The sequence below is a fragment of the Vreelandella nanhaiensis genome, assembly GCF_003990185.1.
GTDB classification, from domain to species: Bacteria; Pseudomonadota; Gammaproteobacteria; order Pseudomonadales; family Halomonadaceae; genus Vreelandella; species Vreelandella nanhaiensis.
Map to the genome: position 1 here is coordinate 262304 of NZ_RZHF01000014.1, position 24570 is coordinate 286873.

Here is a 24570-nt window from a genome sequence, read left to right on the forward strand (position 1 = left end):
CTATGTCAATGTCGCCGTAACAAATCGGGGGTCAGTTCCTCCACGCTTGTTACACCAAGCAGCGCCATATTGCGATCTATTTCGCTACCCAGCAGCATGACAGTTTTTTTCACACCAGCTTCGCCAGCGACGCTTGCCGCATAGTTAAAAGGGCGCCCGAGGAACACGAAGCTTGCCCCCAACGACAGAGCTTTGAGTACCTGGCTGCCGCGTCGAAAGCTACCGTCGATCATGACGGGCACTGCCCCAGCAACCGCCTCCAGCACTTCCGGCAGCATAGTCAGCGGGGCTACGGTGCAATCGAGCTGTCGGCCGCCATGATTGGAAACTATTAAACCATCGGCACCCGCGCTAACAGCACGCCGTGCATCGTCTGGGTGCAGAATACCTTTGACCACTAGATTTCCTTTCCACCTTGTCCGAACCTGAGCGAGCGTCGACCAATCAAGATGCCGACGGCCCGAAAAATCACGGTTGACGTTCTTAGCCAGTACTGGCACGCCGCGGGTCGCCGCATTATTTTCGAAATGCGGAATACCGTGATGCCACAATGTCTTCAGAAAAGTCCGAATAGCCATCGCGGCCGTACCACCCCATCCCAAGCTAGCCGTAGACTAGGGCGCAGCGGCGAAGAGAAGCCAGCGCGACGATGATTTTCGGGATTGGGCGGCACGGCGTAGTCCACGGTGACCACCAGATTGTTAAATCCTGCTTGCTCAACACGCGCCAGCAAGGCGTCGATTTCCTCCGGGGTTCCGGGAAGATAAGCCTGGAACCAATCCGAGCCTTTTGCTCCTGAAAGCTCTTCCATGGGTATCAACGATGTACCGCTGACAATCATGGGGATGCCGCTGTCTGATGCTGCTTGCGCCAGCACTTGGTCTCCCCGATAGGCTGTGAGCGCACTGATGCCCATGGGGGCAATACCGAAAGGGTAGGCATAGCGGCGACCAAAGAGTTCGGTTTCAGTCGATACACTAGAGACATTGATCAACGCCCGTGGAAGAAATGCGTAGTTATCGAAGGCTTCATGGCTAGACCGGGCGGTAATGCCATCTTCAGCCACGCTAGCCACGTATCCGAATAGCGGTCGTGGTAAACGCCGCCGTGCTTCCCGCTCAAAATCATCTAGGCATAAAATACGTTCTAGATGACGGGGCATCATGTCTCCTTATCGTCAGAAGCAGACCGTCGCCAGACATTCACATTGACGGCGTTGATCGGTTCGCAACCGATTAGCGCACCCAGTAGGTTATCGACTGCCAACTGAGCCATGGCCTCACGTGTTTCATGGGTCGCTGAGCCGATGTGTGGCGTCGTCACTACATTATCCATGGCTGTCAGTGGCGAATTGGATGGAAGCGGTTCCTCTACGAAAACGTCAAGCCCAGCTGCACGAATCCCGCCGGAGCGGAGTGCCTCGATCAGCGCTGGTTCATCGACCACCTTACCTCTCGCAATATTGATGAGTGCTGCCGTCGGTTTCATCCGTGCTAGAGCATGAGCGTCAATTAAGTGATGTGTATCATCGTTGTAGGGCACGCTAATGCAGACGATATCCGCTTCGTCTAACAAGTCATTCAGCTCACGCCTTTGCGCCCCTAAGTGCTGTTCAAGCGCAGGCTTAGAGGAAGATGCTGTGTAGAGGATGGGCATGCCGAAACCCAATGCCCCACGCCGGGCAATCGCTGCACCAATACGACCTGCACCCACAATGCCCAGGGTTTTGCTATGTACGTCCACTCCAAAGTGCTCGGCACCGATATGTGCACGCCAGCCACCCTCACGAACCATGTTGGCTAGTTCGACTAGCCGACGCTGGGTCGCCATAATTAACGCAAATGCCGTATCGGCTGTGGTTTCAGTCAGCACATCGGGCGTATTGCAGAGAAGAATGCCGCGCCGGTTAAGTGCCCCAAGAGGCAGGTGGTCATAACCCACTGAAATAGTGGAAACCACTTGTAGCGCTGGTGCTTCGGCCAACATTGCCTCGTTGAGCTCCAGCTTGCCGCCGATCAGTCCATGGGCCTTGGAAAGCGCTGTCATGAAATCAGCATGATTTGATTCGTCCACGTCTTCGAAGTAATCGACCTCGGCAACCTCTGAAAGCGCCTCAAGCTGAGCCTCACTGAGCCGCCGTACGGCAACGATACGCCATTTTTTTGTTTGCTCAGCCATGGCTCGCCTCGCCTACGCCTTCCATCTGGAATCCTGTCGTTTTAAGCGAAGACACGAGTTCAGACACATGCTGCTCCTCCAGCTCTACTAAGGGCGGTCGCACACGCCGCCAAGCGTCTTTTCCTGAGAAGTAAGCTGTTGCCGCCTTCATGGCAGGGATCAGTGGGTACTTTTCAAACAGGTCGCGTACAACATTGAGGTTCTGCTGACGATCATCAGCATCGTTCGCCTGCCAATGCCGGGCCAACTCAACGATGGCCGCTGGATTGACGTTGGCCGTGGCACTGATACAGCCAGCGCCGCCTGCCCGCAGGGTATCCAGCAAGAACCGCTCGCTGCCCGCATATACGGCAAAATCCTGCCCAGCAAAGCGTTCGGTTAACCCTTTGGTGTGTGCCCAGTCTCCGCCGCTGTCCTTGATGCCAGCAATAATGCCCGGGAAGGCGTCACGTAAACGCTCGATCAGTTCAAACGAGAGCGGGACATGAGTGACCGGCGGGATATGGTAGAGGTAGATCCGTAGGCGCGAATTTGCGACGCGATTGATCACCTCACTGTAATAGCGAAACAAGCCTTCGTCGCTAACACCTTTATAGTAGAAGGGCGGTAGCATCAGCACGCCGGCACAGCCAGCGTCCACTGCCTCGCGTGTCAGCGCCACGCAATCATCAATTGTACAGCTCCCGGTGCCGGGCATAATCCTAGTGGGGTCGACACCGCCATCCACCAGCGCTTTTAGCAGCGTCTGCTTTTCAGCCACTGTCATCGAGTTGGCCTCGGAATTGGTGCCGAACACGGCCAAGCCAACGCCATTTGAAGTTAGCCATTGGCAATGCGCCACAAAACGCTGCCTATCCGGCGCTAGATCTGCGCCGAAGGGAGTAATTACCGGTGACCAGACGTCTCCACTTGTTTGGGACATGACATTCTCCTTGTTGTTGTAAGGTCATTAGTGCCAGGGCTCAATGGCGTAGCGCTCAAGAGCAGCCTGATCAAATCCGAACCCAAGGCCGGGAGCGGTAGGTAGCAATAGTTGTCCGTCGGCAAACTCCAACTGTGTATCCACAAGCTTCCTGAAGTTAAGCACCTGATCGTCGGCAAAGAACTCGACCATCTTCACGTTTGGCGCTGATGCCACCAAGTGGATATGCAAGTCGTGGAACCAGTGCGGATAAATATCCACCCCATAGCTGGCAGCCGTTGCGGCGATGCGCCGAAACTCGGTGATGCCTCCACAAACGGCTGCATCGGTCTGCAAAATCATGGCGGCTTCCTTCTCTAACAGTTCCTTAAAGCGCCAGCGACCTGCTTCAATTTCGCCGGTGGCCACCGGAACTGGGGTGCGCTCCGCCAATCGGCGATGATTGTCGATGTCATCAGGACTGAAAGGCTCCTCAATCCAGAACGGATTATAAGGTTCTGCCATGCGCATAAAAGCTAGCGCCGACGGCAGGTCCCGCCAGGCATTGTTGGCATCAAGCATTACTTGAACATGTGGGCCCACCGCTTCGCGCACTGCCGCTAGTCGTGCCTCCTCTCCGGCCAAATCTTCTCGGCCCACTTTCATCTTCACTGCGGTGAAGCCCTTTGCTACGTAGCTGGCCATTTCTTCACCAAGCATCGCAGGAGTCTTGCCGTCCAGGTAGTAGCCGCCACTGGCGTAAGCCGGCACGCTGTGTGAGTCACTAGCGCCCAAATATTTATAGAGCGGAAGCTTTGCGGCACGTGCGTTACGATCCCACAGCGCGGTATCCAAAATACTGATGGCGCGCATTACCGAACCGCTGCGACCATGCAGCAGCGATTCCTGGTACATTGCCTGCCACAGTGCTTCAGTTGCATGAGCGTCAGCCCCCAACAGCACTGGCGACAGCAATTCCCTTACCGCATTGGCCACAAGCGAGCCAGCATTATTGCCGCCGTAGCAAAATCCAATACCTATATGGCCATCATCGCCCACTACTTCGACGAGCACGTAATCGCGCTTGAGTACCTGACGATTGGAAAAGCTAGTGGGATTATCCAGCGGTACATTGACCGTTCGAGCACGCACTTCGGTTATCGTTGTCATGATGAAGCCTCGAATTAAGAGTAGGATTATTCTGTCTGAGTACGTGGGCGCATTGCAGCCCGCACCCAGCGGAAGAAGGGTGTCGCTTGGAGTACTGAGAGGGCGGCAATGCATAGAAGCACGACAGCGATAGGGCTGGTCAAAAAGATGCTCAAGTTGCCTTGCCCGATTAGCATCGATTGCTGATAGCTGGTCTCCATGACTGGGCCGAGAATCAAACCGATTACCATCGGTGCCGGTGACACACCTGCTTTATTCATCCAATAGCCAAACAGACCGAAGCCCAACATCAACCCAACCTCAAACAAGCTGTTGTTGATAGCAAAGGCGCCAATCACGCACAGCGTAATGATCGAGCAAGCCACAAAGCTGTCTGGTACACGTGTCACACTTACGCAGAGGCGAGTAAACAGCAGCCCCACTAGCAGTAGTCCAATATTGGCAAAAATCACTGCCCAAATCAGGGTATAGGTAACATCCCCATAGTCCGTAAGCAGGTTAGGTCCGGGCAGAATGCCCTGTACCATTAGCGCGCCAAGCAGGATGGCGGTAGAGGAACTGCCAGGGATACCCAGAGCAATAGTGGGAATCAATGCACCGCCCACCACCGCATTATTAGCCGCTTCAGGTGCTGCCACCCCAGCAATGTCCCCCTTGCCAAAGCGGCTCTTATCTTTGGCAAAGCGTTTGGCTTCGTTGTAAGCGAACCAACTGGCTGTATCACCGCCGGTACCCGGAATTAGGCCGGTGATGATGCCGATGCCACTGGAACGGAAGATATTGGGTAACAAGCGGCGAATCTCAGTGAGAGGCGGAATCAACCTATCGGTGATTTTGCTTGCCACCTTCTGGGCACCATGGGCATTCTCGATCAATATCAACGCCTGTGGGATCGAGAACAGACCGATAAGCGCTACGGTAAACTCGATACCCGAGAACAAGTTAATGACATCGAAAGTCATCCGTGGCGTGCCGGTGATCAGATCCATGCCTACCGTGCTCAACAGTAGACCCAAGGTGCCCGAGAGCAGACCACTGATTACCGAACCTTGTGATAAAGATCCAATGATGGTGATGCCCAATACGGCGATCGCAAACAGCTCGATAGGGCCAAACTTGAGCACCAATACACCAAGCAACGGTGCTGCAGTGAGCAATGCGATGCCGCTCAGCAGGCCACCGATAAAAGAAGCGAAGAGCGATACACCTAACGCTCTCCCGGCCTGGCCCTGTTGCGATAGCGGGAATCCATCGAGAACTGTCGCTGCGGCCGAGGGGGTGCCGGGCGTCTTCAACAAAATGGCGGCGATTGAGCCACCGTAGGAGGCCCCCACATAGAGTGAGGCCAACATGCTAAGACCCGACGCGGGGTCCATGCCAAAGGTGAGGGGTAATAGCAGCGCCAGCGCCATGGTCGCTGAGAGCCCTGGCATGGCACCCACAAACAGCCCCAGCAGGGTACCGCCCAGGATCAGGGCAATGTTGGTGAACGACATGACGTTGGTCAGGCCCACCAGAACAAGATTATCCATATGACTAGACTCCAGAAGCCTGCGTCAGGCACCCATCCCCAGATCGCTGCAATGTCTTGCTAAGCAATGCGAGCCGGGAATACGAGATGCGCTTATTGTCGTTATGAGGAAAACTGGGGCGGCAGTAGGGGGACAGGCAGGCCCAGAAAGCCGATGAAAACCGCACATACCACCGCTACCAGCAGCACGATGCCTATGGCGGCAAAGCGCCACGAGACATGCCCGATCATCGCTAACGCCACTACCATGAAACCAACAGTGGCGATTAAGTAGCCCAGTATCGAAATACTGTAGAGGTAGACCGCGGCCATTAGGAAAGCCAGCATGGCCTTCCATGGCTTACGATTCCTAGCCTGACCACTGATGGTTTCTTCCTCTGGGGCGGCATCATTGGTGGAGCTTGCTGCTCCAGCGGCTGACAGCTGGCGACGCCGCTGGATACTAAATACCTCCTGGCCTACCATCGCCGCTCCTAATAAGGCTACGACAGCCGAATAGATAAGGGGCATGTTCGCCGCCTTAGCGGGATAGCCCATCGCAGTGATATAAAAGGTCGCTGCTATGCCAATGGCAAAAAATCCCAAGACCAGACGACTTATGTTCATCTCACACCCCCTTGTCGATCCGCCATATTCCTCTGCGGATGCAGCGCCTTACTACTCGTTGACTTCATCCTTGACATCTGCCCAGATTTCTTCGAATTGGCCTTCCATTTCCTGCATCATTTGGCCGTAGTCGTCACCTGTCTGAATGTCGAGAACCATGGCGCGTTCTTCAGCTGTCTTCTGAAACTCGTCATTTTCTTTGAGGGCTTCAAAGGCAGCAATCAGCTCATCGCGAGCTTCATCGGGAATATCTGCTGGTGCGCTATAGCCGCGTGAAGAGCCAGCCACCACATCGATATCTTTTTCCAGCATGGTGGGAACATCAGGCAGAATATCCAGACGTTCACGGGTAAATACTGCTAGCGGGCGCAAGCTACCTGATTGGATATGACCAAAGACATTGCCGAGGTTATTGAAACTGGCATCGACCTTACTACCCAGGGCGGCTGTAGCGGAGGGACCATCTCCTTGGAAAGGCACTTTTTGAAAGGATAGACCAGTCGCTTTCTCAATCATGATGGTTGAGAAAAAGTCATCTCCACCGACCCCTGAGTTTGCCACCGTAATCTGGCCGGGGCGTTCCTCTGCAGCAGCCAGCAAATCTTCCACTGTTTGATAGGGACTGTCTTCCGGCACAACGATGATGCCCGGATCAGTGACTACGTTAGCGATCGGCGTCAGTTCATCTATCGAATAGTTAATGGCGTCATTCATGATGTAGTTGGTCATCAACATAGGAGTATTAGTAATGCTGACGACGCTACCATCATTAGGTGATTGTTGGGTTAGCCGGGTCCAGGCAATCGCACCTGTAGCGCCGGGAATATATTCATTAATGAATTCTACGCCCAGCAACTCCCGCAAGAAGGGTTGAGTCAATTGAGCCAAGGTATCGCTACCTCCACCTGCCTTGAATCCTTGAAGCACCTTGATTTCATCGGCTGCTGAATACTCCGCCTGAGCGGCTCCTGAAAGCATCAGGGCGGATAGTAGGGACGCTGTGTAAATGCTACGGATTTGCATTGTTATTTCCTCAAGTGCTGTTTGTCGTTGTGATGCACATGGTTGCGCAAGGCGTGCTTGCAATATCCAACGTAGTTGCACATCAATAATATTGTCAATAATATTATTAATAATCTTGCCAGCTACATTTATACCGCCTAGCCTGATGATCAAGGACGTGTTTACGGACCCCACCGAGAAGCCGCGAACAAAATAGAGGAAACCGCAATGAGCCAGAACTTTAAAAACAATAGCAACGGCAATGGTCGTCATGAATCGACATCTGAAGCCCCCACCTTGGGCATGTCCAATCGACTAACCAACTATGGCGATGCGAAATTTTCGCTTTTTCTGCGCAAGGCCTTCATCAAGGGCATGGGTTATACGGATGATGCGCTCTCGCGTCCGGTCATTGGGATCGCCAATACTTACAGTGGCTACAATGCCTGTCATGGCAATGTGCCTGGATTGGTTGAAAGCGTTAAGCGTGGCGTCATGCTCGCTGGCGGCTTACCGGTAGACTTTCCCACCATTACTCTTCATGAATCTTTTGCTAACCCCACCAGCATGTACCTGCGTAACCTGATGGCATTGGATACGGAGGAGATGATTCGTGCCCAGCCGATGGATGCCGTGGTACTGATCGGCGGTTGTGATAAGACTGTCCCCGCACAGTTAATGGCTGCCGCAAGTGCCGGTGTTCCGACAGTTCAAGTCGTCACCGGCCCCATGCTCGCTGGCTCACATCGCGGTACGCGCGTTGGTGCATGCACCGACTGCCGACGTTACTGGGCTTCCTACCGCGGTAAGGACATCGACGAAGCGGAAATTAACGAAGTTAACGACAAGCTGGTTCCCACTGTGGGCACTTGTTCGGTAATGGGCACCGCCAGCACCATGGCCTGTCTCGCCGAAACACTGGGCATAATGCTACCCAATAGCGCTACCGCGCCGGCTGTCTATGCTGATCGGCAACGCATCGCCGAACAGTCAGGCGCGCAGGCCGTTGCACTTGCCCACTCTGGCGTTACGCCAGATCAAATTCTTACTCCTGAAGCTTTCGAAAATGCCCTGCGCGTACTGCTCTCCTTAGGCGGCTCCACTAATGCCTTGATTCATCTGACCGCTATCGCAGGGCGCTTGGGCATCGACATTGATCTTGAGGCATTTGACCGAATGAGCCAGGAAACCCCTGTACTGATGGATCTCAAGCCATCAGGAGAAGGGTACATGGAAGATTTGCATCGGGCAGGCGGCCTGCCCACCTTGCTACGTGAGTTAAAACCCTTGTTACACTTGAACGCCATGACCATCAATGGTCATACCCTGGGTGAAAACATCGATGCCGCCGTCCATCTCATCGACCAAAAGGTCGTGCGTTCAATGAACAGCCCGGTCTATGCTCAGGGTGGCATAGCCGTATTGCGTGGCAACTTGGCACCGTCCGGCGCCATTATCAAGCAGTCGGCCGCTTCTTCCGAACTTATGACACACCGAGGTCGCGCTGTGGTGTTCACGGGGCTAGAGGACTTGGCTAACCGTATCGATGATCCGGATCTGGATGTACAAGCTGACGACGTGCTAGTACTGCAGAATATTGGACCTAAGGGCGCACCGGGTATGCCCGAAGCTGGATACATCCCTATTCCCAAAAAGCTCGCCGCTCAAGGTATCAAAGATATGGTTCGCATATCCGATGGACGCATGAGTGGCACCGCGGCAGGCACTATCGTGCTTCACGTCTCTCCTGAATCCGCTGAGGGCGGCCCGCTTGGGCTGGTCCGCGATGGTGATTTCATATCGCTGGATGTTGCTAATAATCAGTTGAACCTAGAAGTGGACGAGGCTGAGCTAGATGCTCGGCGGCAAGCCTTTAAGGGAGAGGAGGACGCGGAACCGCTATTGGGTTATCGGCGCCTGTTTATGGAGCAAATTCTTCAAGCAGAGGAGGGCTGCGATTTTCGCGCCTGTCGACCTGAGCCTACATGCCGGATACCGAGACAGCATGAAGCTTGAAAGCGAGTTTGATACACTTATTATCCCTATGCGCTGCAATGAATGCTGCTGAGAAAGCGATCATGAACCGAACCGCCCAGCCGCTCTCTACGAGCGGCACCGAGACTCTAACCTCTAGTTCCACATACGGTGTCGATGACATTGTGGCCGCTATAGAAGAGGACATCGTTCTCGGTCGTCTGCACCCGCGTGAGCGGCTGGTCGAAGAGACCATGATGGAGCGCTTCGATTGCAAGCGACACGTTGTTCGCCAGGCTCTCTTCCAACTTGATAGCATCGGTTTAACTGAGCGCATCAAAAACAGAGGTGCTTTCGTCAGGAGCTATCCGCCGGAAGAGGTCGAGGATATTTACGCTATGCGTGAGATTCTCGAATTAGCGGCAGTGAGCAGGCTAACGCTGCCGGCTCCACAGGAATGGCTTACTGAGCTTGAAGAAGTTCATCAGCGTCACAGCGAAGCCGTGAACGCTCATGACCTGAGGCAAGTATTTCATATGAATATTGCTTTTCACCGCACCTTATTTAGGGCCTGCGGAAATGAGTATCTGTACGCTACTATTAATGACCTCGCTCAGAAGGCGCATGGTATCCGCTTCATCGCGATTACGGATCGCGATGCTCTAGCTCAAGCCAGGAATGAACACCAGTTGATGATTGAAGCCATTCGCGACGAAGACCGCGAACGCCTGACTGACCTATGTCGTCAGCATTTGCTACCTTCCAAAAACCGTTACTTGGAACTTTATGCTGGAACTAAGGAATAATAGCTACATATTTAGCAAGCCCTATAACCTTTTGGGTCACTAGACAGGTTGTGAGTGCGGTTAGAATTAAGGAAAGGCGCTTAAACTGGTAGCATCTGGGTGGCGTCGCAAGATTCGATACGGCTGGCTTCACTCCATTTCTGATTTTTAGCTTCTCGCTGCCAGCTATATTGGTCTTGCTATAGCTCGTGTGAATATTTGCGTTGCAAATATAAAACATTTGTTAAAGCAGTTTCCTGTTATCGATGTATGCTGAGCAAAAACCGACTGCTAGAGTTTGAGCCCTCAAACTATTGGCAAAGTAAACCGTCCTAGGTCTCTACTAAACCTAAGGTAATTCAAGGCTTATCCTTTCTTGAGGCATCCCGACAGCGGGATATGTCTGGCATGTCAGGAGCCGTGCCGCCCATGACAGCGAGACGCCGAGCTGCCTGTACTCGCAGATAGGTCTTTAATGCTTCCTCAAATAGTTTTGAGGGTTCATCTAGCTCAGCAATTCTTAACGCTTCGGCATACAAGACATCATCAATAGTGATAGTAATTTTCATCTTCAATATATAAAAAAATAGTTATAACTTGTTCGATACGTGCCTCTGCTGAGCCACCTCATTATCCATATATCAAGCCTAGTTACTAATTTTTACTAACTTGATAAGTGTCACGTTCTTCAGAAAATAGAATTTGCGGCTCTGTTTGATCGTTAGACTCTGAAATAGCCCCTGTTTCATAAAGCAAACTGTCATCCAAGAGGTACATATATTTCACAGATGTAAGATTTTTGCTATCGGCGATAGCAATCAGTTCATTTAATCGATGCATATTCCAGCAATCAGTGCCGTTAATGTGGGGTGGCGTCATCACCATTACGTGCTCAATCCAGAAAAAATCGTTGTCTTCTTCCATAAGTGCCATAAGATCTGCAATTTTTGTAAGCAGAAAATATCGCCGACCTGGGCCTTCAGCACGCGTATGGGCGGTACATACGTAGTACCAAAGATCATCTGTAGAAAGTTCGACATGGCTCCAAAACTGCTCCTGACTGAATGGACGCCCAAAAAGCTGCTCAGCCTTACTATGAGTCATGAACATAGTTTAACCTCAAAAATGAACACTATAGTTTGTAGTGCTATAGCATGCAATCCTGTGTCATGCGCCTTTGACTTAAGGAGGCGTCATGGAGCTGCATATGGCATTCGCGAAAGCTCTCAGGCATCAGAGAAGAGAAAAAAAATTATCTCAGGAAGCATTTTCAAGCGTGAGTAGCAGAACGTATCTAAGCGAGTTGGAGCGAGGGCTTAAAAATCCGACGCTCGAAAAGATCCAAGAGCTAGCTACGACAATGGGTATCCACCCTTTAACCTTGCTAACAGAGTGCTATTCGCTCAAAGATAATTTAGATATTGAGGAAATTTTCGAGAGGATTACTCAAGAGCTGGCGAGCATGCAAAATCGTTAGTGGGGGAGGTTGGGTGAACGATGGGAATCCAATGGCAGACTAAAAGGTCGATTGGCTGGTTTGCTACTTCCAAAATCCATGAACCGCCCCGGTTATTCCTGAGATCGGTTTATTTCACCCGACTCCTTCAGTGGACGATTATTCGTCCTTTCTCGTTCTGCTGGTTGAACGTTTCTAATGGGTTTCAGTAGTCGGCGATTGTTGAATCAGTCAACCTATTCCGGACTGGCATACCCAACAGCATCCAGCCCTCTCTATGAACCTTGATGGTAATCTCCTCCGTTTTGAACAAGGCGATTATGTCTCTGTTAACGTGTTGTCGTAGGAGTCGCCAGTGGTGCCGACTGAGGCATTGATACCCCGACGTCAGCCATACGTTCTGTGTATCGGATCGAGAGATATTGGCTTCCCCGGTCACTATTGTGGATCAATCCTTGTCTGTGCTTTCGTGCCCATAGAGCTTGCTCCAGAGCATCCAGTAACAGTGCTGTTTTCATCGACGTTGCTACACGCCAACCCACGATACAGTGTGCATAAATATCGATAAGGAACGGTACGTAGACAAGACAAGATCAGGTAGCGACATAGGTAAAATCGGCCATCCGAAACTGCTTAGCACGCATGGACGTAAAAGTCACGCTTCAATAAATCAGGTGCTCGTTCCTAGGCTGGATCAATGAAGGTCGTGAAAGGGCGTTGACCTTGCACCACGCCGCGAACTTCCAGGCGGCGCATGAACTGTTCTACATTGGAATGAGCAACATTAACGCCTTCATGGCGGAGTTGCCGCCAGACCTTACGCGCGCCGTAGACGCAGAAGTTCTCCTCCTATACCCGATGAATTGCAGCCGTAACAAACGTATCCTGCCGATATCAGTCTGCTCGCGGTTTAGGATCAGCCTCAAGTGCCTCGTGGTGGTAATACGTCGATGGGGCGATTCACAGTGACCAAAGTATGAGCCCTCAAACTTTTTTCCAAGTGGTATTCTTTGCTGGTGAATATTTGGGCTTTATTAGTAGTTTTTTGAGCGGATCTTAGTGAGTTTAGATGATTGTTATAATTTTTATAGTCAGTAGGATGTTGTATGCTAATTAATTTTATATAATTATCTCGGAGAGGTGGGTGAGTATGAGCGAATTGTCACGGTTTTTAATTGGCGTCTCACCCATTTTGATCATTATGTTCGGGACGCTAATTGCAGCGGAGTATGTTCTTCGGTGTCGAAAAAATGAAAAAAATAACTGATGTAATGTGTTTAGGTAATAGCAATACAGCCAAGATTAGATAAATTGATTTATTATGAATAAAGAAGCTTAAATCTTCCTATTCACTGGTGTAGGTTAATTTTAGGCTTGGGCTTCGATAAAGCCTGCAGTCTGACTCAGACAGTGAATTAATGAGTATTTTGAGCTAAATATTATTTTAATAATTATTTGCACGAAGTGCTTGATTGAATATGCTTTTCAGAGCAGGTTAAAGCGCTAAGTGCCTTATCGCACAGGGAGAGGTTGCTGTGATTGTGTCGCTAAGAACGTCCGAAAAACATCCCGTAACAGAAAGCGGAGTGTAGCAACCCAGTGGATATTTTAGCCACAAGTGATTTTCCTCTGATAACTTTCATTGATATTGAGGCGTCTGGGCTTGATCAGCCTGATAGCTATCCAATAGAAGTTGGCTGGGCTGATACGCTAGGTAATAGCGATGGGTTTCTCATTTGTCCCCTTGAAGATTGGACGCATTGGAGTCCAACTGCAGAGTCAATACACGGTATCAAGCGAAAGGAGCTATTCGAAAAGGGTTTACCCGTCGATGAAGCGGCCGAGCGGCTCAACGATATGCTTGGGTGTGAAGTCGTCTTTTGTGATGGGCTGGATTCAGATCAATTCTGGCTAAATAGGCTCTACGAGGCGGCAAGCGTCGCGCCTTCGTTCGAATTGGCTGATTTCCATCAAGTGCACAAATTGCTCAGCAAGCAGCACATGTTGTCGCTCCAACACGCTCTAAAAAGCCAACCGATACCGCATCGGGCGCAGGCTGATGCTGAGCGTTACGCTAACGCCGTCCTCGCTAGCTACCCAAAAGAAGACCCTCGCTAATATAAGAGCGGTGGCTTGTGTTCAACCCCAGCCTCGTTGATGCAGTTTTGAGCTAGCCGCTATGTCACTCACCACATCGTTAATGTGGGCGATTGAATAAAAGCAAATGCGAAATAAAAGCCCAATTTGCTAAGGGACCGCCATGTACTGTTAATATTTCTCTGATGACATAGCGATTTTTTGTAAACCTGTATTCAAGCAGCAAATCCATGACGAAGTCGCTCAAGTAGCGTCACCACGCAGTTGTAACCTGGCGTGGTGGCACTAGCCTGCAAAGCATTTTGCCCGCCGAACGCTTTTCGCGGCTTATGTAGCCAAGTATCTGTTTTTTGTTTGTTACCAAAAATTGATGTCGCAAAGAGTGTCGCCAGAATAGCCCGATAAAGTTTGTCACCCTCGCAGGGGTTGAGGGGTTTTCCCTGATTCAATCTATGTTTGAGAGCCTTTTTACTGATGATGCTAAGCTCTACAGCATTCACGCCATAGGCATCGACTCTGTCGATAGCAGACAGAGGGATACCCCGACGGATCAGTAAATCTAAGCTGATGTTGTCACTCGCACCGAGAAGCGCAGCTGCTTTTTTCTCAAGATCACGTCTACAGTCGGTTGCCGATACCATGGGAATTTCCTTATTAATGTGATAACAGAAAAGATAGCAGACCCAGCTTGGTATGGGCTGAGATAGAGCAGCAACAATGGCGTTTGGGTTGGCTATTGGCGAGCAAGCGGTGAATGAGTTACTGGCAGGATAACCTTTTAAGAACGCATCATAATAGCGTTGCTGAGCGATATGCGCTTGGGCAGTAAGCCTAAAACCCATTCGAAGCCTTGTAGAGTGCCGGTAGGTTGCCTTCGACATCATTGGCACACGCGGTAACCTTTTTAGGTTCACGCCATGATGTACCTACCATCCCTGGTGAGCTCTTCACCAAGTTCCAGACCAGTTTTTATGTCGAACCGATCGACGCAGTGGTCAAAGTGCTGGGAGTGGATTAAGGTTGATGATTCTAATGATAAATTAGGTACATGAGTTCGCACGCATTGCGGGAGACACATAGACGGCAAAATCCACCCCCCTGATGATGTAAAGCAAGCGTCAACCCTATGCAGCGGCTCATGGTCTCTGGCGGCAAATATGAGTTGCCACTTGAACCAGCCGGTGCTGACGACTGGGATACCATGCTGCTGGAAGAACCTACTCCGGACACCCATAGAGATAATGACCAAGCAAAGCCTACCTAGAAGCACATTGCTCATACCATCTAAGCGTGCGAAAACAATTGTCTGGTGAGGGATATAAGGATGAAGATTACTAAAAAAGTGAAAGTCGATACGGTCACGGATGTGATATGCGATGTATGCTTAACTTCAACCTGCGTAGCAGGTGAAGGGCTTGAGTTCGCTACACTTCAAGCGAACTGGGGGTACGGCGCTCAACACGATGGCGAACGCTATGAAGTGCACCTGTGCGGAAGCTGCTTTTTCGGCACGTTGGCTTACTTCAAACAAGAGAGGCGAGTGCAAAACTTATTCAGTGAGGATGGTTGTGCTGATGCATTGAATGCTAACGACCGCTTGGGGCTAGTGGCCAGAGACGATTATTTTCGTGATAAAAATGGCAATGCGCGATAGGTACTCGCTTCATGACCAAAGGCGTGGAGTAGGTTTCTTAGGGCAGCTCACGACCGAGGCTGTGTGAAAACGAAGTGGCCGCTATACTTTGCCAAGGTCCCCAGAGGAAATGGTGATGAAGCGATTCGTGGGAGGCGAGGCCCGAGATCAAAGCACGCTCTTTCCTACGCTTTTGGACGACTTCATCGCCGAAGATAACCCCGTTCGTGCCATTGAGGCATTTGTTGAGGGGCTTGACCTTAAAGATATGGGCTTCAAAGGTGTTGATCCGCACGCTACCGGGAGACCGGCTTATCATCCGGCTGTTCTTCTGAAGCTCTACATCTATGGTTATCTCAATCGTATTCAGTCAAGCCGCCGGTTAGAGCGCGAGACCCAGCGTAATGTCGAGCTAATGTGGCTGACTGAGCGTTTAACACCCGATTTCAAGACGATTGCCGATTTCCGAAAGAATAATGGCGAGGCCATTCGCCGTGTCTGTCGAGAGTTCATCGTGCTTTGTCGACGCTTAAACCTGTTCTCAAAAGCTATTGTGGCGATCGATGGCAGCAAGTTTAAAGCCGTCAATAACCGTAATCGTAATTTCACGGCGACCAAGATGAAGCGTCGCCTTGAGCAAATTGAAGAAAGCTTTGAGCGGTACTTGGGCCAACTTGACGCGGCTGATCGCGAAGAGCCTGCATTGGCAGAGGCAAAGACCGCTCACCTAAAGGATAAAATCAGGAAGCTGAGAGAAAAGACGTCAAGATTACAAGCGGTTGAAGAGAAGCGCTTACAGTCACCCGACCAACAGGTCTCCTTAACGGATCCGGACGCCAGAGCTATGGCCACGAGTGGCAGAGGTACCGGAACGGTGGGATACAACGTGCAAACAGCGGTCGATAGCCAGCACCATCTGATTGTCGCTCATGAAATTACCAACGTCGGCCATGACCGAGGCCAGCTGTTCAAAATGGCTAAGCACGCTCGGGAAGCCACCGGTAATAAAAAGCTTAAGGTTGTGGCTGATAGAGGCTACTTCAAAGGCGAAGAGATCCTGGCCTGTCACAAGGAAGGTATTACGACTTATCTCCCTAAGCCACTGACATCGCCAAGTCAGGCAAAGGGGCTTTTCCCCAGGTCGGCATTTCGTTATCTACCCGAGCGCAATGAATATTCTTGCCCAGCAGGGCAACGGCTTACTTGGCGGTTTGAATCTGAAGAGAAAGGACAAAAGCTGCATGCTTATTAGAGTTCGTCATGTGCAAGTTGCTCCATAAGGGAGAAATGCACGACGGGAAAGCAGAGGCGGATAAAGCGTTGGGAACACGAAGATGTACTTGAAGCCGCGCAATCCCGACTGGATTGGAACCCTGCAATGATGCGGTTAAGGCGCCAAACGGTGGAGCATCCATTTGGCACGTTGAAAGCTTGGATGGGGGCGACACATTTCATGACCAAACGACTTGAAAATGTGAGTACGGAAATGAGCCTTCATGTGTTGGCCTACAACTTGAAGCGAGTCATAACGATCTTGGGTGTGGATGGTTTAATAAGGGCTGCAAGGGCGTAACGGGCCCTTTTTCCTGCATTTTAAGAAGCCTTAAAAGCCAAGTAGGCACATTATACTGGCTTCATAACGCAAGGAGGTTTCTTCAGAATCAATTATTGAAACAGCGGATCAGTAGGGCCCCACTGCGATAAAGGAGGGGGATGTCGTGGGTCAGGGCATATTTCCTGTTTTCACACGGCCAGGACCCAAAGCGGGAATCATGCTGGCTCGATCATCCAACCTAAGCATTTCAAACCCAATAGCTATCAGCGAAATATTTTAGATGCTGGTGGCGAATCAGAGCTACTTGATTAGCTCTATCAAATTGTTCCCGAGAGGAATAGAAAGGAAAATTTTCAAATGTGAGTTAGTTGTAGAATTTCAGATAGCTGAAAAAAGCGATTGGTTTAGCAAAAAGTGAATCGTTTATATTCCTAAAGCACAAAGAGAATTATCAGAACGACGGGCTAGACTACAAAGACAAGTAATACTCGAAAACGGTTGTAAATACTTTTACCAGGCCAGCGGTGATGATTCACAGTGTTAATTAAACCTGCTTAAAGGCCGTACTGAGTGGCTTAGTAGGTTCGTTTTTTTCGGGGTTTGAGGGGCTGAGAAGGCCAAACAGGGCGAAAATTTTATCGTTGCAGCTTCGATTCTATTCCATAACCGCGCGTGCTGAGTGGCGTTGGGCTTTCAGGTGCTGACTATAAGGAAAATTGCATGAAATCTCCTTTCCCGACCGAGGATCTCGACAACTTACTCAAAGCGTGTATCGAATACACTAAGCATCATGACCCATATTTCTATACGGGAAATATTTGCGGACGCGATGGCGTTCCCACAGATGATGATTCGGTCAAAAGAATGTTTGTTTGGATAGCGAAAACGGACAAAGGCCTATTGGAAGACTGTGGGTTCGGAAAGGACAATATTCACTATTTCCGGCTGGGACACGATGCGATCGATATAAGCAGAAAAGGTGGCTTTGCAAAGTACCTTCGAAATCGATCCCGGAGTGAGTTTCTCGATAACTTCCGGTTATGGGCTCCAATAGGTATTTCGATTGCTGCCATCGCTGTTTCAGTGTTCGCCCTGAAGAAACCGGCGGACAGTGCCAGCCAGCTTGAGAATCTTCGTGGTCAGTTGATCGAGTTACAGAGCGAACAGGATCAACTTAGGGCGGCAGTTGAGAAGTCATCTATTGCTCAAGATAATACGTCGAACCGTGGGGCTTCATCCGCCCCTGCTCGCGAAGAGCCATTGCCCAACAAACCGTTGCAGCCGATCACGCCCGAAGACAGTGTGTCGGCTGAAAAATAACTTTATATCAGAGTCGTATTAAAGTCCGCTCTTGGCCGTTATCTCAGGAATACAATTCGGTCGTTTTCTTTGCATGCGCCGCCCTGTCGCCCAGGATGGCGTTTTTCGCTGGTTTTCCGTAAAGAAATCTCATAAACCTTTCTACGTACAGGAAACCTAGGTTTGTTTGCGAAGCATCAGGTCAGCCAGGCGGTAACGATCGGAGATAAAAGCGGTATTACTCGATGGCTGGCAAAGCTCTTCAGATACCTTATGCTCGGGGACGCCAGAATGGCACCCCCGAGCATAGGTGCTGGTAGGTTCAGAAGGACTCCCACGCCTCAACCTGGTTTTGAGATCTTTCGTCCTTCTGCGGCGCCTTATTGGCGCTGGTACTGACAGGGGTGCGGCATGGCTGCGGTATTGTGTTAAGGGGAGTATACCCATCTCCGGCAGGACTCTCTTTCACTTTGCCTGAGGGAGGGCGACGCATCATCGGTGATGCGGGATCCTCACGGAGCTGGAAGGTAGCCACTAGCTCTGCCAGACGGGCAGACTCATCTTGCAGTGAGGCTGCAGCCGTACTGGTCTGCTCCACCAAGGAGACGTTCTGCTGGGTCGCACTGTCCATCTGATTGACGGCCGTCGCCACCTGGCTAATACCGCTCTCCTGCTCCTGCACGGCGTTCAGGATCTCCTGCATCATAGCTGAAGCCTGTTGGATTGCCTTCATGGTGGCTTCCATTTCATCTTGTGTCTGGACAGACTGCTCGGCACCGGCGGCAATGTTCTGGGTGATTTCCTTGATGATGATGCGTATCTCTTTGGAGGACTCGGCAGAATTGGCCGCCAGCTTGCGTACTTCGTCCGCAACAACCGCGAAGCCACGGCCATGCTCGCCGGCTCGGGCTGCTTCAACAGATGCATTTAGAGCCAGGATGTTGGTCTGGAAGGCAATATCCTCAATGGCACCGATGATATCCTGCACACGACGTGAGCTGGCTTCCATGGTTTCCATCAGCTGCGAGGTGCGGATAACGGATTCGCGGGACTCCTTCGCCTTATCGACCGCCTCCTCGCTGAGCTGACTGGCCGAGGTGGCGGATTCACTGGTCTGGCGCACCGTGGAGTTCATCTCCTCCATGCTGGTGGCTGTTTCCTGCAACGCCGAGGCCTGCTCTTCGGTGCGGTTTGCCAGGTCCTCACTACCAGCCGCTATTTCACGAGAGCTGTACGCTACCTGATCGCCGCTTTGACGCAGCATGCCGATGATATCGATGAGGCGAGTTTGCATCTCTTGAAGCGCCTGGTTCAGAGTGCTGATCTCGTTTCGGCCACTCACCTTGATATGGTTGGTGAGATCCCCTTTGGCGATCTGGGCGCAGATTTTGCCAGCGCGCTGGAGTGGCGCCACTAGAAGTTTTTGTATGCTGACATAAGCGCCGAAGGTCAGCAGAGCCGCTATCAGCAAGACCACTGCAGTTAGGATTATGGTTTTCTGTACGCTGCGATTGGCATCTGCCCGAATTTCGTCGGCACGCTCCTCAGCGTAACCTGCGAACGCACGCACGCTGTCCGAGAATCCTGGACCGAGAGTATTGAGTCGTTGCCTCTCTTGTCGTATTGCTGCGACATCACCAGCTTCGATGGCCTCGATTAGCTCGGGAGTGACCAGCCCTTCGAAGGCCTCAATCACGGCCTCGAAGTAGGGGAAACGACGCTGGGAGTCATCAATGTCGACATTACGAAAATCTCCGAACCTGGCCCGGCTACGCTCCAGGCTCTCTTGCGCCTGATTGAGTGCGGTGGCGGCCATCTCCTCGTCGCCGCGCCGAGAAAAATCCTCATAACGCGCCATGCGCAACCGCATCTCCAGAAGATTTGACTCTATGCGGTTTGCGGTGTTGGCTTGATCGACACTTATCTCAGCTAATTCATTGATATTGCTTTCAGCTTTTTGTTCGCCGAGAATAGATACAGCGCCGATGATGGCTGTCATACTGGCCATGGCCAACAGAAGTGTCATTAGCAAAGTTTTTAATGTGATGTTTCTCATGTCCGGCCTTCTGTATATAAGTGGTCTAGACAAGACCTTCTCGCATGAAGCCAATCTGCCTTGAATTTTCACTATCGGCTGCTCCTTATATTTCTTTAGCCTCAAGGCTCAATGGTGTTGCTAGGTCAGACTGGTTCAAACCTGGCCTTTTCATCAGATTTTGCGCGAGATACCCCGCACTAAAAGTGCGGGGTATCTCGCGCAAAATCTGATGAAAGCGTGAATTATGAGGCAGTCTTCGCTACTGGCTCGTAACATAGAGCATGTTTTTCAGCTCCTCTGCTAGACATACTCAGCCGTATCGGATAATTGGAAAACATGGTATGACTAATGCTAAGAAAAGTACTTAAGATTCATACGAAGAGTGAGTAGGCATGGCACAACCTAGTCTTGATCAGCGGTTATCGACCGGCGTCCGGGGCGTCGATAACATTCTTGGAGGAGGTCTTATCAAAAACCGGAGCTATCTGGTTCGCGGCGGCCCGGGGGCAGGTAAAACGACGCTCGGCTTGCATTTCCTGACCGCCGCAAATAAAGACGAGCCGGTGCTGTTTATTGGTTTTCAGGAGCCCGAAGCACAGATCGAAGCGAATGCCATGGCAGTGGGCCTGAATGTCGCTCAAGTCAAATTCCTGAGCCTGACCCCCGATGAGCACTTCTTCACTGATCAGCAGGGCTATGACATTTTTTCCTCGGCGGATGTCGAGCAGGAACCGCTGGTGGACGCCGTTGTTCAAGCGATAAATGAGCTTGCCCCCAAACGGGTATTTGTCGATTCCTTGACCCAACTGCGCTATCTTTCTGCGGACGCCTACCAGTACCGCAAGCAAGTCATGTCCTTTCTGCGCTTTCTAACTCAACGCGGTGCTACCGTACTTTTCTCGTCCGAGAGCAGCCCCAACATGCCCGACGATGATCTACAGTTCATGGCCGATGGCGTACTTAATTTCGAAGCTGGCCAGACTGGCTCCAGCGTCCGAGTGACGAAGCTTCGGGGGTCGGGGTTTATCCATGGCCGGCACCATATGCGCCTAGGGGCGACGGGGGTACAAGTCTTCCCCAGGTTGGTTCCTCCTCTGACCAGAAGCCCCAATGATGAAACCAAACTCTGGAGCAGCGGTTCTTCGAGGATCGACGCCATTCTGCATGGGGGATTCGAAGCAGGAACCATTTCGATGATTACCGGGCCGGCCGGCGTAGGTAAGTCGACATTGGCCGCTCAGTTTGCGGCCGCCGCTGCGCGCAAAGGAGCGGCCAGCGCCTTGTTCCTGTTTGAGGAAGACGCCACTATTTTCCTTCGCCGCACTCAGAGCCTAGGGCTGGGGCTGCTCCAGGCGGTTCGCGAGGGGGCCGTGGCCATTGAGCCGGTCGAGCCCATGCGCTATCTGGCAGACGAATTTACCTCTGAAGTTCTCCAGCAGGTCTCTAGCAGAGGCGTTGAACTAGTTATTCTCGATAGTGTTGCTGGTTTTGGACTGACGCTGGGCGGTGAAGAAATTGAAGAACGCCTGCATACGTTCGCCAAGACGCTGGCGAGAATGGGCGTGACCGTGATCTTGATCAATGAAACCCAGGCCGTCACTGGTCCGGAGTTTCAGGCGACTGAGAAGGGCTTCAGTTACCTTTCCGATAACCTGCTCTTTCTACGCTATATGGAAACCGACGGGGAGTTAAAAAAAGCCCTGGGGGTGCTCAAAAAGCGGTTAAGCGGCTTCGACACTAACCTGCACACCTACGATATCGGCGAAGGAGGGCTACTCGTACACGACCCGATTGAAGGATTGCACAGTGTGATGTCGGGCATGCCATCCCAAGAGATTGGTTGACCGGAGCGGGAACGATGGCAACCGTCCTACTGGTGATGAAACGACCGGGCAATGCGCGCGTGATGGCAGACGTACTGGAGGCGACAGGTCACACTGCGATCAGCGCTTCCGATCATGAGGCTCTCACTGCGGCGATGATGCAGTCTAGCGACTGCATCATCGCGCTCGTGGATATCTCGGACTTTGGCCCGGCTGATTGGCGGATGTGCCAGACACTGCAAAGTCATAAGGTGCGCTTTATCGTGCTCTGCGCCGCGCATGAAATCCGCCGAGGAGGACAGGCGTTACTCTACGGTGCGGCCAGTTTTCTACAGAAGCCAGTGAAGAAGCCTATACTCCTCGGGCTGCTTTCGGACCTGGCCGGGGATCCACAGCGATGCAGTCAGTCTGGAACGGACGCATGAAAAAAGACAATAGCAATCAGGATGTCTTCTGGCGAGGCATCGCAGGGGAAGACAGCAGCTCGATCCCGTCTGTCTCCCAACGGGAGCGGATTTTGATGCTGGTGGGTGCCAGTGGAAACTGCAAACAGTTGATAGAACATCTGAGGCCGCGCTACGACGTTCTTATACCTGACAAGTCTGGCTCCGTCGAAGACATAAGGTCGAACAGTCCAATGAGAGCTTCGTTCGACCTCGCCATTGTCGATCTCGCGGGCGCGATACGCTGGCGAAAAGTACTATCTGAGGCGAGAAGACATGCACAGCCTGTTTTTCTGCCAGCCATGTTGATTGCCTCAAGGAAAGATCTTCCCCGAGCATTGCATGCCTGTGATTCGCTCATCGATGAATTCCTGCTCACCCCGATTGATCCAAGTGAGCTGACACAGCGTATCGCCATGCTGCTACGTGCGAGACGCCAGGCACTCACCCAGAGTACTCGACTTGCCTACCTCACTAGCCATGATCAGGGATCGGGACTGCCCAACAAGACACTATTCTTGGATCGTTTGAGCCAAGCCATCCAAGATGGAACGGTTCTGGGTCGTCAGGTTTACGTCATGGCCATTCACATTTCACTGGCGCCGATTTTAAAATCTTTAGGTAACCGGGCATTGGAAAAGGCCGGCCTCGTTTGCTGCGAGCGTTTAAAGGCACTGCTGGGCGATAAGTACTCGCTAGCACGGCTGTCTACAGAAGAGTGGGCCCTGATGCTGCGTGCCGGTGCCTCCACGAACAATGCGCTTGAGGTGTTTCGCAGCGTTCAACAACTTTCATCTATCCCCCTCGATGTTAGGGGAGAGCGCGTCCATATCTCCCCCACCGTGGGCATTGCCGTCTACCCTGATGATGCATCAAATGCCCCCTCTCTTCTGGATTGCGCGGGAGCGGCCTTGGCTCGTACTGAACGGGTGCAACATCCTACGTTTTATTCGACTAACGTGCAGCGCCAAGCACTGGCACAGATACGAACCGAGGCAGGGCTACACGAAGCCCTCGCGCTTGACCAATTTGAACTCTGGTACCAACCAAAGGTGAGTTTGAAGGACCGTTCGCTGAGCGGCGTTGAGGCGCTGATTCGGTGGCGCCTGCCAAGCGGTGGCTTGGTACCGCCAAATAACTTTATTTCGGTTGCCGAGCGCAACGGTATGATTATACAGATTGACCAATGGGTACTCGCGAAAGCCTGCGAGTCCATGCGGATTTGGCAGGCTCATGGCGGCCCGGCCCAGGTGGCGGTCAATATTTCTGCTCAGCACTTGGCACAGGATGAATTCGTTACGACCGTCGAACAAGCCCTATTACGCTTCGGCATCTCACCTACAGCCCTTGAATTGGAGCTTACCGAAACCGCTCTGGCGGACCTGGGCCAAAAGAATCTCGATAAACTTCGAGCATTGCGAAACATGGGCGTGAGCATTGCGCTTGACGATTTCGGTACCGGCTACTGCTCGTTAAGCTACATTCACAAATTGCCCATTACCACACTCAAAATCGACAAGTGCTTCATAGACAATATCGTTACCGATACCTCGGACGCAGCGGTTACTCAGACCATCGTATCGCTGGCCAAAAATTTTCATCTTAATCTGGTCGCCGAAGGCATCGAGACGGAAGAACAGTGCCAATGCCTGGTTAGCCTCGATGTTGAAGCAGGCCAGGGCTATCTGTTTGCTCGTCCGATGCCCTTCGCTGAACTGCAGCAGTGGATAGAGGGAAAAAACAACCATCCTGCTGCGAATCGTGGAAGCGGGGCAGAGGGCCGCCAGCCACAATAACGGAGATAAGCGTCTGTCGGTATCATACAAATCTTGAAAACTATTGGCTAGATGATAACCGACTTCACGCTGAGTGGCTTTATCTCGGGCCTACACGTTCGGGAATTGATGTCTTTTTCTGGCCGAAACAGGAATGCTCGTGTATAAGGTGCTATCGATCCAAATTGGCCCTTGTGACTGCTCAAACATAATCCCTGTGTTATTGACGAGAATATCCACCCTGTCAAACTCGCTTCCGCTTTTTTAGCGACTTAATCAGGCGCTTCAAGACCTATCAAATTAA

At 51.6% G+C, this 24570-nt stretch carries 22 protein-coding genes and 3 pseudogenes; 11 read left to right on the plus strand and 14 right to left on the minus strand.

The features are described 5' to 3' along the window. Positions 1–5: 5 nt before the first annotated feature. From ELY38_RS19540 to ELY38_RS10195, 8 genes are all read right to left on the minus strand, one after another. A complete protein-coding gene (locus ELY38_RS19540) occupies positions 6–578 on the minus strand; it encodes an alpha-hydroxy acid oxidase (RefSeq protein ID WP_281274331.1) in 573 nt (190 codons plus the stop codon). After that, positions 557–1162 (minus strand): alpha-hydroxy acid oxidase, encoded by a 606-nt coding sequence (locus tag ELY38_RS19545; RefSeq protein ID WP_281274332.1) that lies wholly within the window; start codon positions 1160–1162, stop codon positions 557–559. The genes ELY38_RS19540 and ELY38_RS19545 overlap by 22 nt, the downstream gene beginning before the upstream one ends. Continuing rightward, a complete protein-coding gene (locus tag ELY38_RS10170; RefSeq protein WP_127061908.1) occupies positions 1162–2178 on the minus strand; it encodes a 2-hydroxyacid dehydrogenase in 1017 nt (338 codons plus the stop codon). The genes ELY38_RS19545 and ELY38_RS10170 overlap by 1 nt, the downstream gene beginning before the upstream one ends. Beyond that, positions 2171–3100 (minus strand): dihydrodipicolinate synthase family protein, encoded by a 930-nt coding sequence (locus tag ELY38_RS10175; RefSeq protein WP_127061910.1) that lies wholly within the window; start codon positions 3098–3100, stop codon positions 2171–2173. The genes ELY38_RS10170 and ELY38_RS10175 overlap by 8 nt, the downstream gene beginning before the upstream one ends. 27 nt (positions 3101–3127) lie before the next feature. Beyond that, positions 3128–4249, minus strand: coding sequence for a mandelate racemase/muconate lactonizing enzyme family protein (locus ELY38_RS10180; RefSeq protein WP_127061912.1), 1122 nt, complete (start codon positions 4247–4249; stop codon positions 3128–3130). 26 nt (positions 4250–4275) lie between these two features. Then, positions 4276–5781, minus strand: coding sequence for a tripartite tricarboxylate transporter permease (locus ELY38_RS10185; RefSeq protein WP_127061914.1), 1506 nt, complete (start codon positions 5779–5781; stop codon positions 4276–4278). A gap of 101 nt (positions 5782–5882) precedes the next feature. Beyond that, entirely contained in the window at positions 5883–6386 is a 504-nt protein-coding gene (locus ELY38_RS10190; RefSeq protein ID WP_127061916.1) for a tripartite tricarboxylate transporter TctB family protein, read from the minus strand. A 51-nt stretch (positions 6387–6437) separates the two neighbouring features. Then, positions 6438–7661, minus strand: coding sequence for a tripartite tricarboxylate transporter substrate binding protein (locus tag ELY38_RS10195; protein ID WP_246009118.1), 1224 nt, complete (start codon positions 7659–7661; stop codon positions 6438–6440). Between ELY38_RS10195 and ELY38_RS10200 the strand changes: the two genes are divergently transcribed. Together ELY38_RS10200 and ELY38_RS10205 are read left to right on the plus strand one after the other, a co-directional pair. After that, the gene (locus tag ELY38_RS10200) at positions 7617–9404 is read left to right on the plus strand and encodes an IlvD/Edd family dehydratase (protein WP_127061918.1); all 1788 of its coding nucleotides are present in this window, start codon (positions 7617–7619) and stop codon (positions 9402–9404) included. The genes ELY38_RS10195 and ELY38_RS10200 overlap by 45 nt on opposite strands. A gap of 38 nt (positions 9405–9442) precedes the next feature. Continuing rightward, on the plus strand, positions 9443–10168 hold the full coding sequence (locus ELY38_RS10205; protein WP_246009119.1) for a GntR family transcriptional regulator: 726 nt from the start codon (positions 9443–9445) through the stop codon (positions 10166–10168). 338 nt (positions 10169–10506) lie between these two features. Here the strand turns inward: ELY38_RS10205 and ELY38_RS10210 are convergent, their stop codons facing one another. Further along, positions 10507–10716 carry a type II toxin-antitoxin system VapB family antitoxin gene (locus tag ELY38_RS10210; RefSeq protein WP_127061920.1) on the minus strand — a complete coding sequence of 70 codons (210 nt, stop codon included), beginning with the start codon at positions 10714–10716 and terminating at the stop codon, positions 10507–10509. Between the two features lie 85 nt (positions 10717–10801). Continuing rightward, a complete protein-coding gene (locus ELY38_RS10215) occupies positions 10802–11257 on the minus strand; it encodes a hypothetical protein (protein ID WP_127061922.1) in 456 nt (151 codons plus the stop codon). 85 nt (positions 11258–11342) lie between these two features. On the opposite strand from ELY38_RS10215, the gene ELY38_RS10220 reads away from it, so the two are divergent. After that, complete coding sequence (locus ELY38_RS10220; protein WP_126982097.1) at positions 11343–11624, plus strand: helix-turn-helix domain-containing protein; 282 nt, start codon at positions 11343–11345, stop codon at positions 11622–11624. A 308-nt stretch (positions 11625–11932) separates the two neighbouring features. Here the strand turns inward: ELY38_RS10220 and ELY38_RS19690 are convergent. Then, a pseudogene (locus ELY38_RS19690) lies at positions 11933–12175 on the minus strand (DDE-type integrase/transposase/recombinase); the annotation flags it as partial. Between the two features lie 112 nt (positions 12176–12287). Further along, positions 12288–12437 (minus strand): annotated as a pseudogene (locus tag ELY38_RS19695) (IS3 family transposase); the annotation flags it as partial. 765 nt (positions 12438–13202) lie between these two features. Between ELY38_RS19695 and ELY38_RS10235 the strand changes: the two are divergent. Beyond that, positions 13203–13721: an exonuclease domain-containing protein gene (locus ELY38_RS10235; protein WP_127061924.1), complete on the plus strand. Its 519-nt coding sequence runs from the start codon at positions 13203–13205 to the stop codon at positions 13719–13721. Positions 13722–13915: 194 nt separating this feature from the next. Here ELY38_RS10235 and ELY38_RS10240 read toward each other — a convergent pair whose 3' ends face one another. Next, entirely contained in the window at positions 13916–14581 is a 666-nt protein-coding gene (locus ELY38_RS10240; protein WP_222845143.1) for an antitoxin Xre/MbcA/ParS toxin-binding domain-containing protein, read from the minus strand. Between the two features lie 245 nt (positions 14582–14826). Between ELY38_RS10240 and ELY38_RS19075 the strand changes: the two genes are divergently transcribed. The 4 genes and pseudogenes from ELY38_RS19075 (at position 14827) to ELY38_RS10260 (ending at position 18208) form a co-directional block, all read left to right on the plus strand. Then, positions 14827–14964 (plus strand): hypothetical protein, encoded by a 138-nt coding sequence (locus ELY38_RS19075; RefSeq protein WP_185858960.1) that lies wholly within the window; start codon positions 14827–14829, stop codon positions 14962–14964. A 60-nt stretch (positions 14965–15024) separates the two neighbouring features. Next, positions 15025–15354 (plus strand): hypothetical protein, encoded by a 330-nt coding sequence (locus ELY38_RS10250; protein ID WP_127061927.1) that lies wholly within the window; start codon positions 15025–15027, stop codon positions 15352–15354. A gap of 115 nt (positions 15355–15469) precedes the next feature. Further along, positions 15470–16906, plus strand: a pseudogene (locus ELY38_RS10255) (IS1182 family transposase). Positions 16907–17608: 702 nt separating this feature from the next. Then, positions 17609–18208 (plus strand): hypothetical protein, encoded by a 600-nt coding sequence (locus ELY38_RS10260; RefSeq protein ID WP_127061929.1) that lies wholly within the window; start codon positions 17609–17611, stop codon positions 18206–18208. 301 nt (positions 18209–18509) lie between these two features. Here the strand turns inward: ELY38_RS10260 and ELY38_RS10265 are convergent, their stop codons facing one another. Beyond that, positions 18510–20243 (minus strand): methyl-accepting chemotaxis protein, encoded by a 1734-nt coding sequence (locus ELY38_RS10265; RefSeq protein ID WP_127061931.1) that lies wholly within the window; start codon positions 20241–20243, stop codon positions 18510–18512. A 374-nt stretch (positions 20244–20617) separates the two neighbouring features. Here ELY38_RS10265 and ELY38_RS10270 point away from each other — a divergent pair, with 374 nt between their 5' ends. The 3 genes from ELY38_RS10270 to ELY38_RS10280 are packed head-to-tail and all read left to right on the plus strand — an operon-like array spanning position 20618 to position 24287. Continuing rightward, positions 20618–22069 carry an ATPase domain-containing protein gene (locus tag ELY38_RS10270; RefSeq protein ID WP_127061933.1) on the plus strand — a complete coding sequence of 484 codons (1452 nt, stop codon included), beginning with the start codon at positions 20618–20620 and terminating at the stop codon, positions 22067–22069. 14 nt (positions 22070–22083) lie between these two features. Beyond that, a complete protein-coding gene (locus tag ELY38_RS10275) occupies positions 22084–22473 on the plus strand; it encodes a response regulator (RefSeq protein ID WP_246009120.1) in 390 nt (129 codons plus the stop codon). Beyond that, the gene (locus ELY38_RS10280; RefSeq protein WP_127061983.1) at positions 22470–24287 is read left to right on the plus strand and encodes a putative bifunctional diguanylate cyclase/phosphodiesterase; all 1818 of its coding nucleotides are present in this window, start codon (positions 22470–22472) and stop codon (positions 24285–24287) included. Before ELY38_RS10275 ends, ELY38_RS10280 begins: the two co-directional genes overlap by 4 nt. Positions 24288–24570 lie beyond the last annotated feature (283 nt).

Bases quoted from the DNA above. Each gene is read 5' to 3' on its own strand.
- ELY38_RS19540 (WP_281274331.1), bottom strand. From the start codon at position 578: ATGGCTATTCGGACTTTTCTGAAGACATTGTGGCATCACGGTATTCCG.
- ELY38_RS19545 (WP_281274332.1), bottom strand. From the start codon at position 1,162: ATGCCCCGTCATCTAGAACGTATTTTATGCCTAGATGATTTTGAGCGG.
- ELY38_RS10170 (WP_127061908.1), bottom strand. From the start codon at position 2,178: ATGGCTGAGCAAACAAAAAAATGGCGTATCGTTGCCGTACGGCGGCTC.
- ELY38_RS10175 (WP_127061910.1), bottom strand. From the start codon at position 3,100: ATGTCCCAAACAAGTGGAGACGTCTGGTCACCGGTAATTACTCCCTTC.
- ELY38_RS10180 (WP_127061912.1), bottom strand. From the start codon at position 4,249: ATGACAACGATAACCGAAGTGCGTGCTCGAACGGTCAATGTACCGCTG.
- ELY38_RS10185 (WP_127061914.1), bottom strand. From the start codon at position 5,781: ATGGATAATCTTGTTCTGGTGGGCCTGACCAACGTCATGTCGTTCACC.
- ELY38_RS10190 (WP_127061916.1), bottom strand. From the start codon at position 6,386: ATGAACATAAGTCGTCTGGTCTTGGGATTTTTTGCCATTGGCATAGCA.
- ELY38_RS10200 (WP_127061918.1), top strand. From the start codon at position 7,617: ATGAGCCAGAACTTTAAAAACAATAGCAACGGCAATGGTCGTCATGAA.
- ELY38_RS10195 (WP_246009118.1), bottom strand. From the start codon at position 7,661: ATGACGACCATTGCCGTTGCTATTGTTTTTAAAGTTCTGGCTCATTGC.
- ELY38_RS10205 (WP_246009119.1), top strand. From the start codon at position 9,443: ATGAATGCTGCTGAGAAAGCGATCATGAACCGAACCGCCCAGCCGCTC.
- ELY38_RS10210 (WP_127061920.1), bottom strand. From the start codon at position 10,716: ATGAAAATTACTATCACTATTGATGATGTCTTGTATGCCGAAGCGTTA.
- ELY38_RS10215 (WP_127061922.1), bottom strand. From the start codon at position 11,257: ATGTTCATGACTCATAGTAAGGCTGAGCAGCTTTTTGGGCGTCCATTC.
- ELY38_RS10220 (WP_126982097.1), top strand. From the start codon at position 11,343: ATGGAGCTGCATATGGCATTCGCGAAAGCTCTCAGGCATCAGAGAAGA.
- ELY38_RS10240 (WP_222845143.1), bottom strand. From the start codon at position 14,581: ATGTCGAAGGCAACCTACCGGCACTCTACAAGGCTTCGAATGGGTTTT.
- ELY38_RS19075 (WP_185858960.1), top strand. From the start codon at position 14,827: ATGCAGCGGCTCATGGTCTCTGGCGGCAAATATGAGTTGCCACTTGAA.
- ELY38_RS10250 (WP_127061927.1), top strand. From the start codon at position 15,025: ATGAAGATTACTAAAAAAGTGAAAGTCGATACGGTCACGGATGTGATA.
- ELY38_RS10260 (WP_127061929.1), top strand. From the start codon at position 17,609: ATGAAATCTCCTTTCCCGACCGAGGATCTCGACAACTTACTCAAAGCG.
- ELY38_RS10265 (WP_127061931.1), bottom strand. From the start codon at position 20,243: ATGAGAAACATCACATTAAAAACTTTGCTAATGACACTTCTGTTGGCC.
- ELY38_RS10270 (WP_127061933.1), top strand. From the start codon at position 20,618: ATGGCACAACCTAGTCTTGATCAGCGGTTATCGACCGGCGTCCGGGGC.
- ELY38_RS10275 (WP_246009120.1), top strand. From the start codon at position 22,084: ATGGCAACCGTCCTACTGGTGATGAAACGACCGGGCAATGCGCGCGTG.
- ELY38_RS10280 (WP_127061983.1), top strand. From the start codon at position 22,470: ATGAAAAAAGACAATAGCAATCAGGATGTCTTCTGGCGAGGCATCGCA.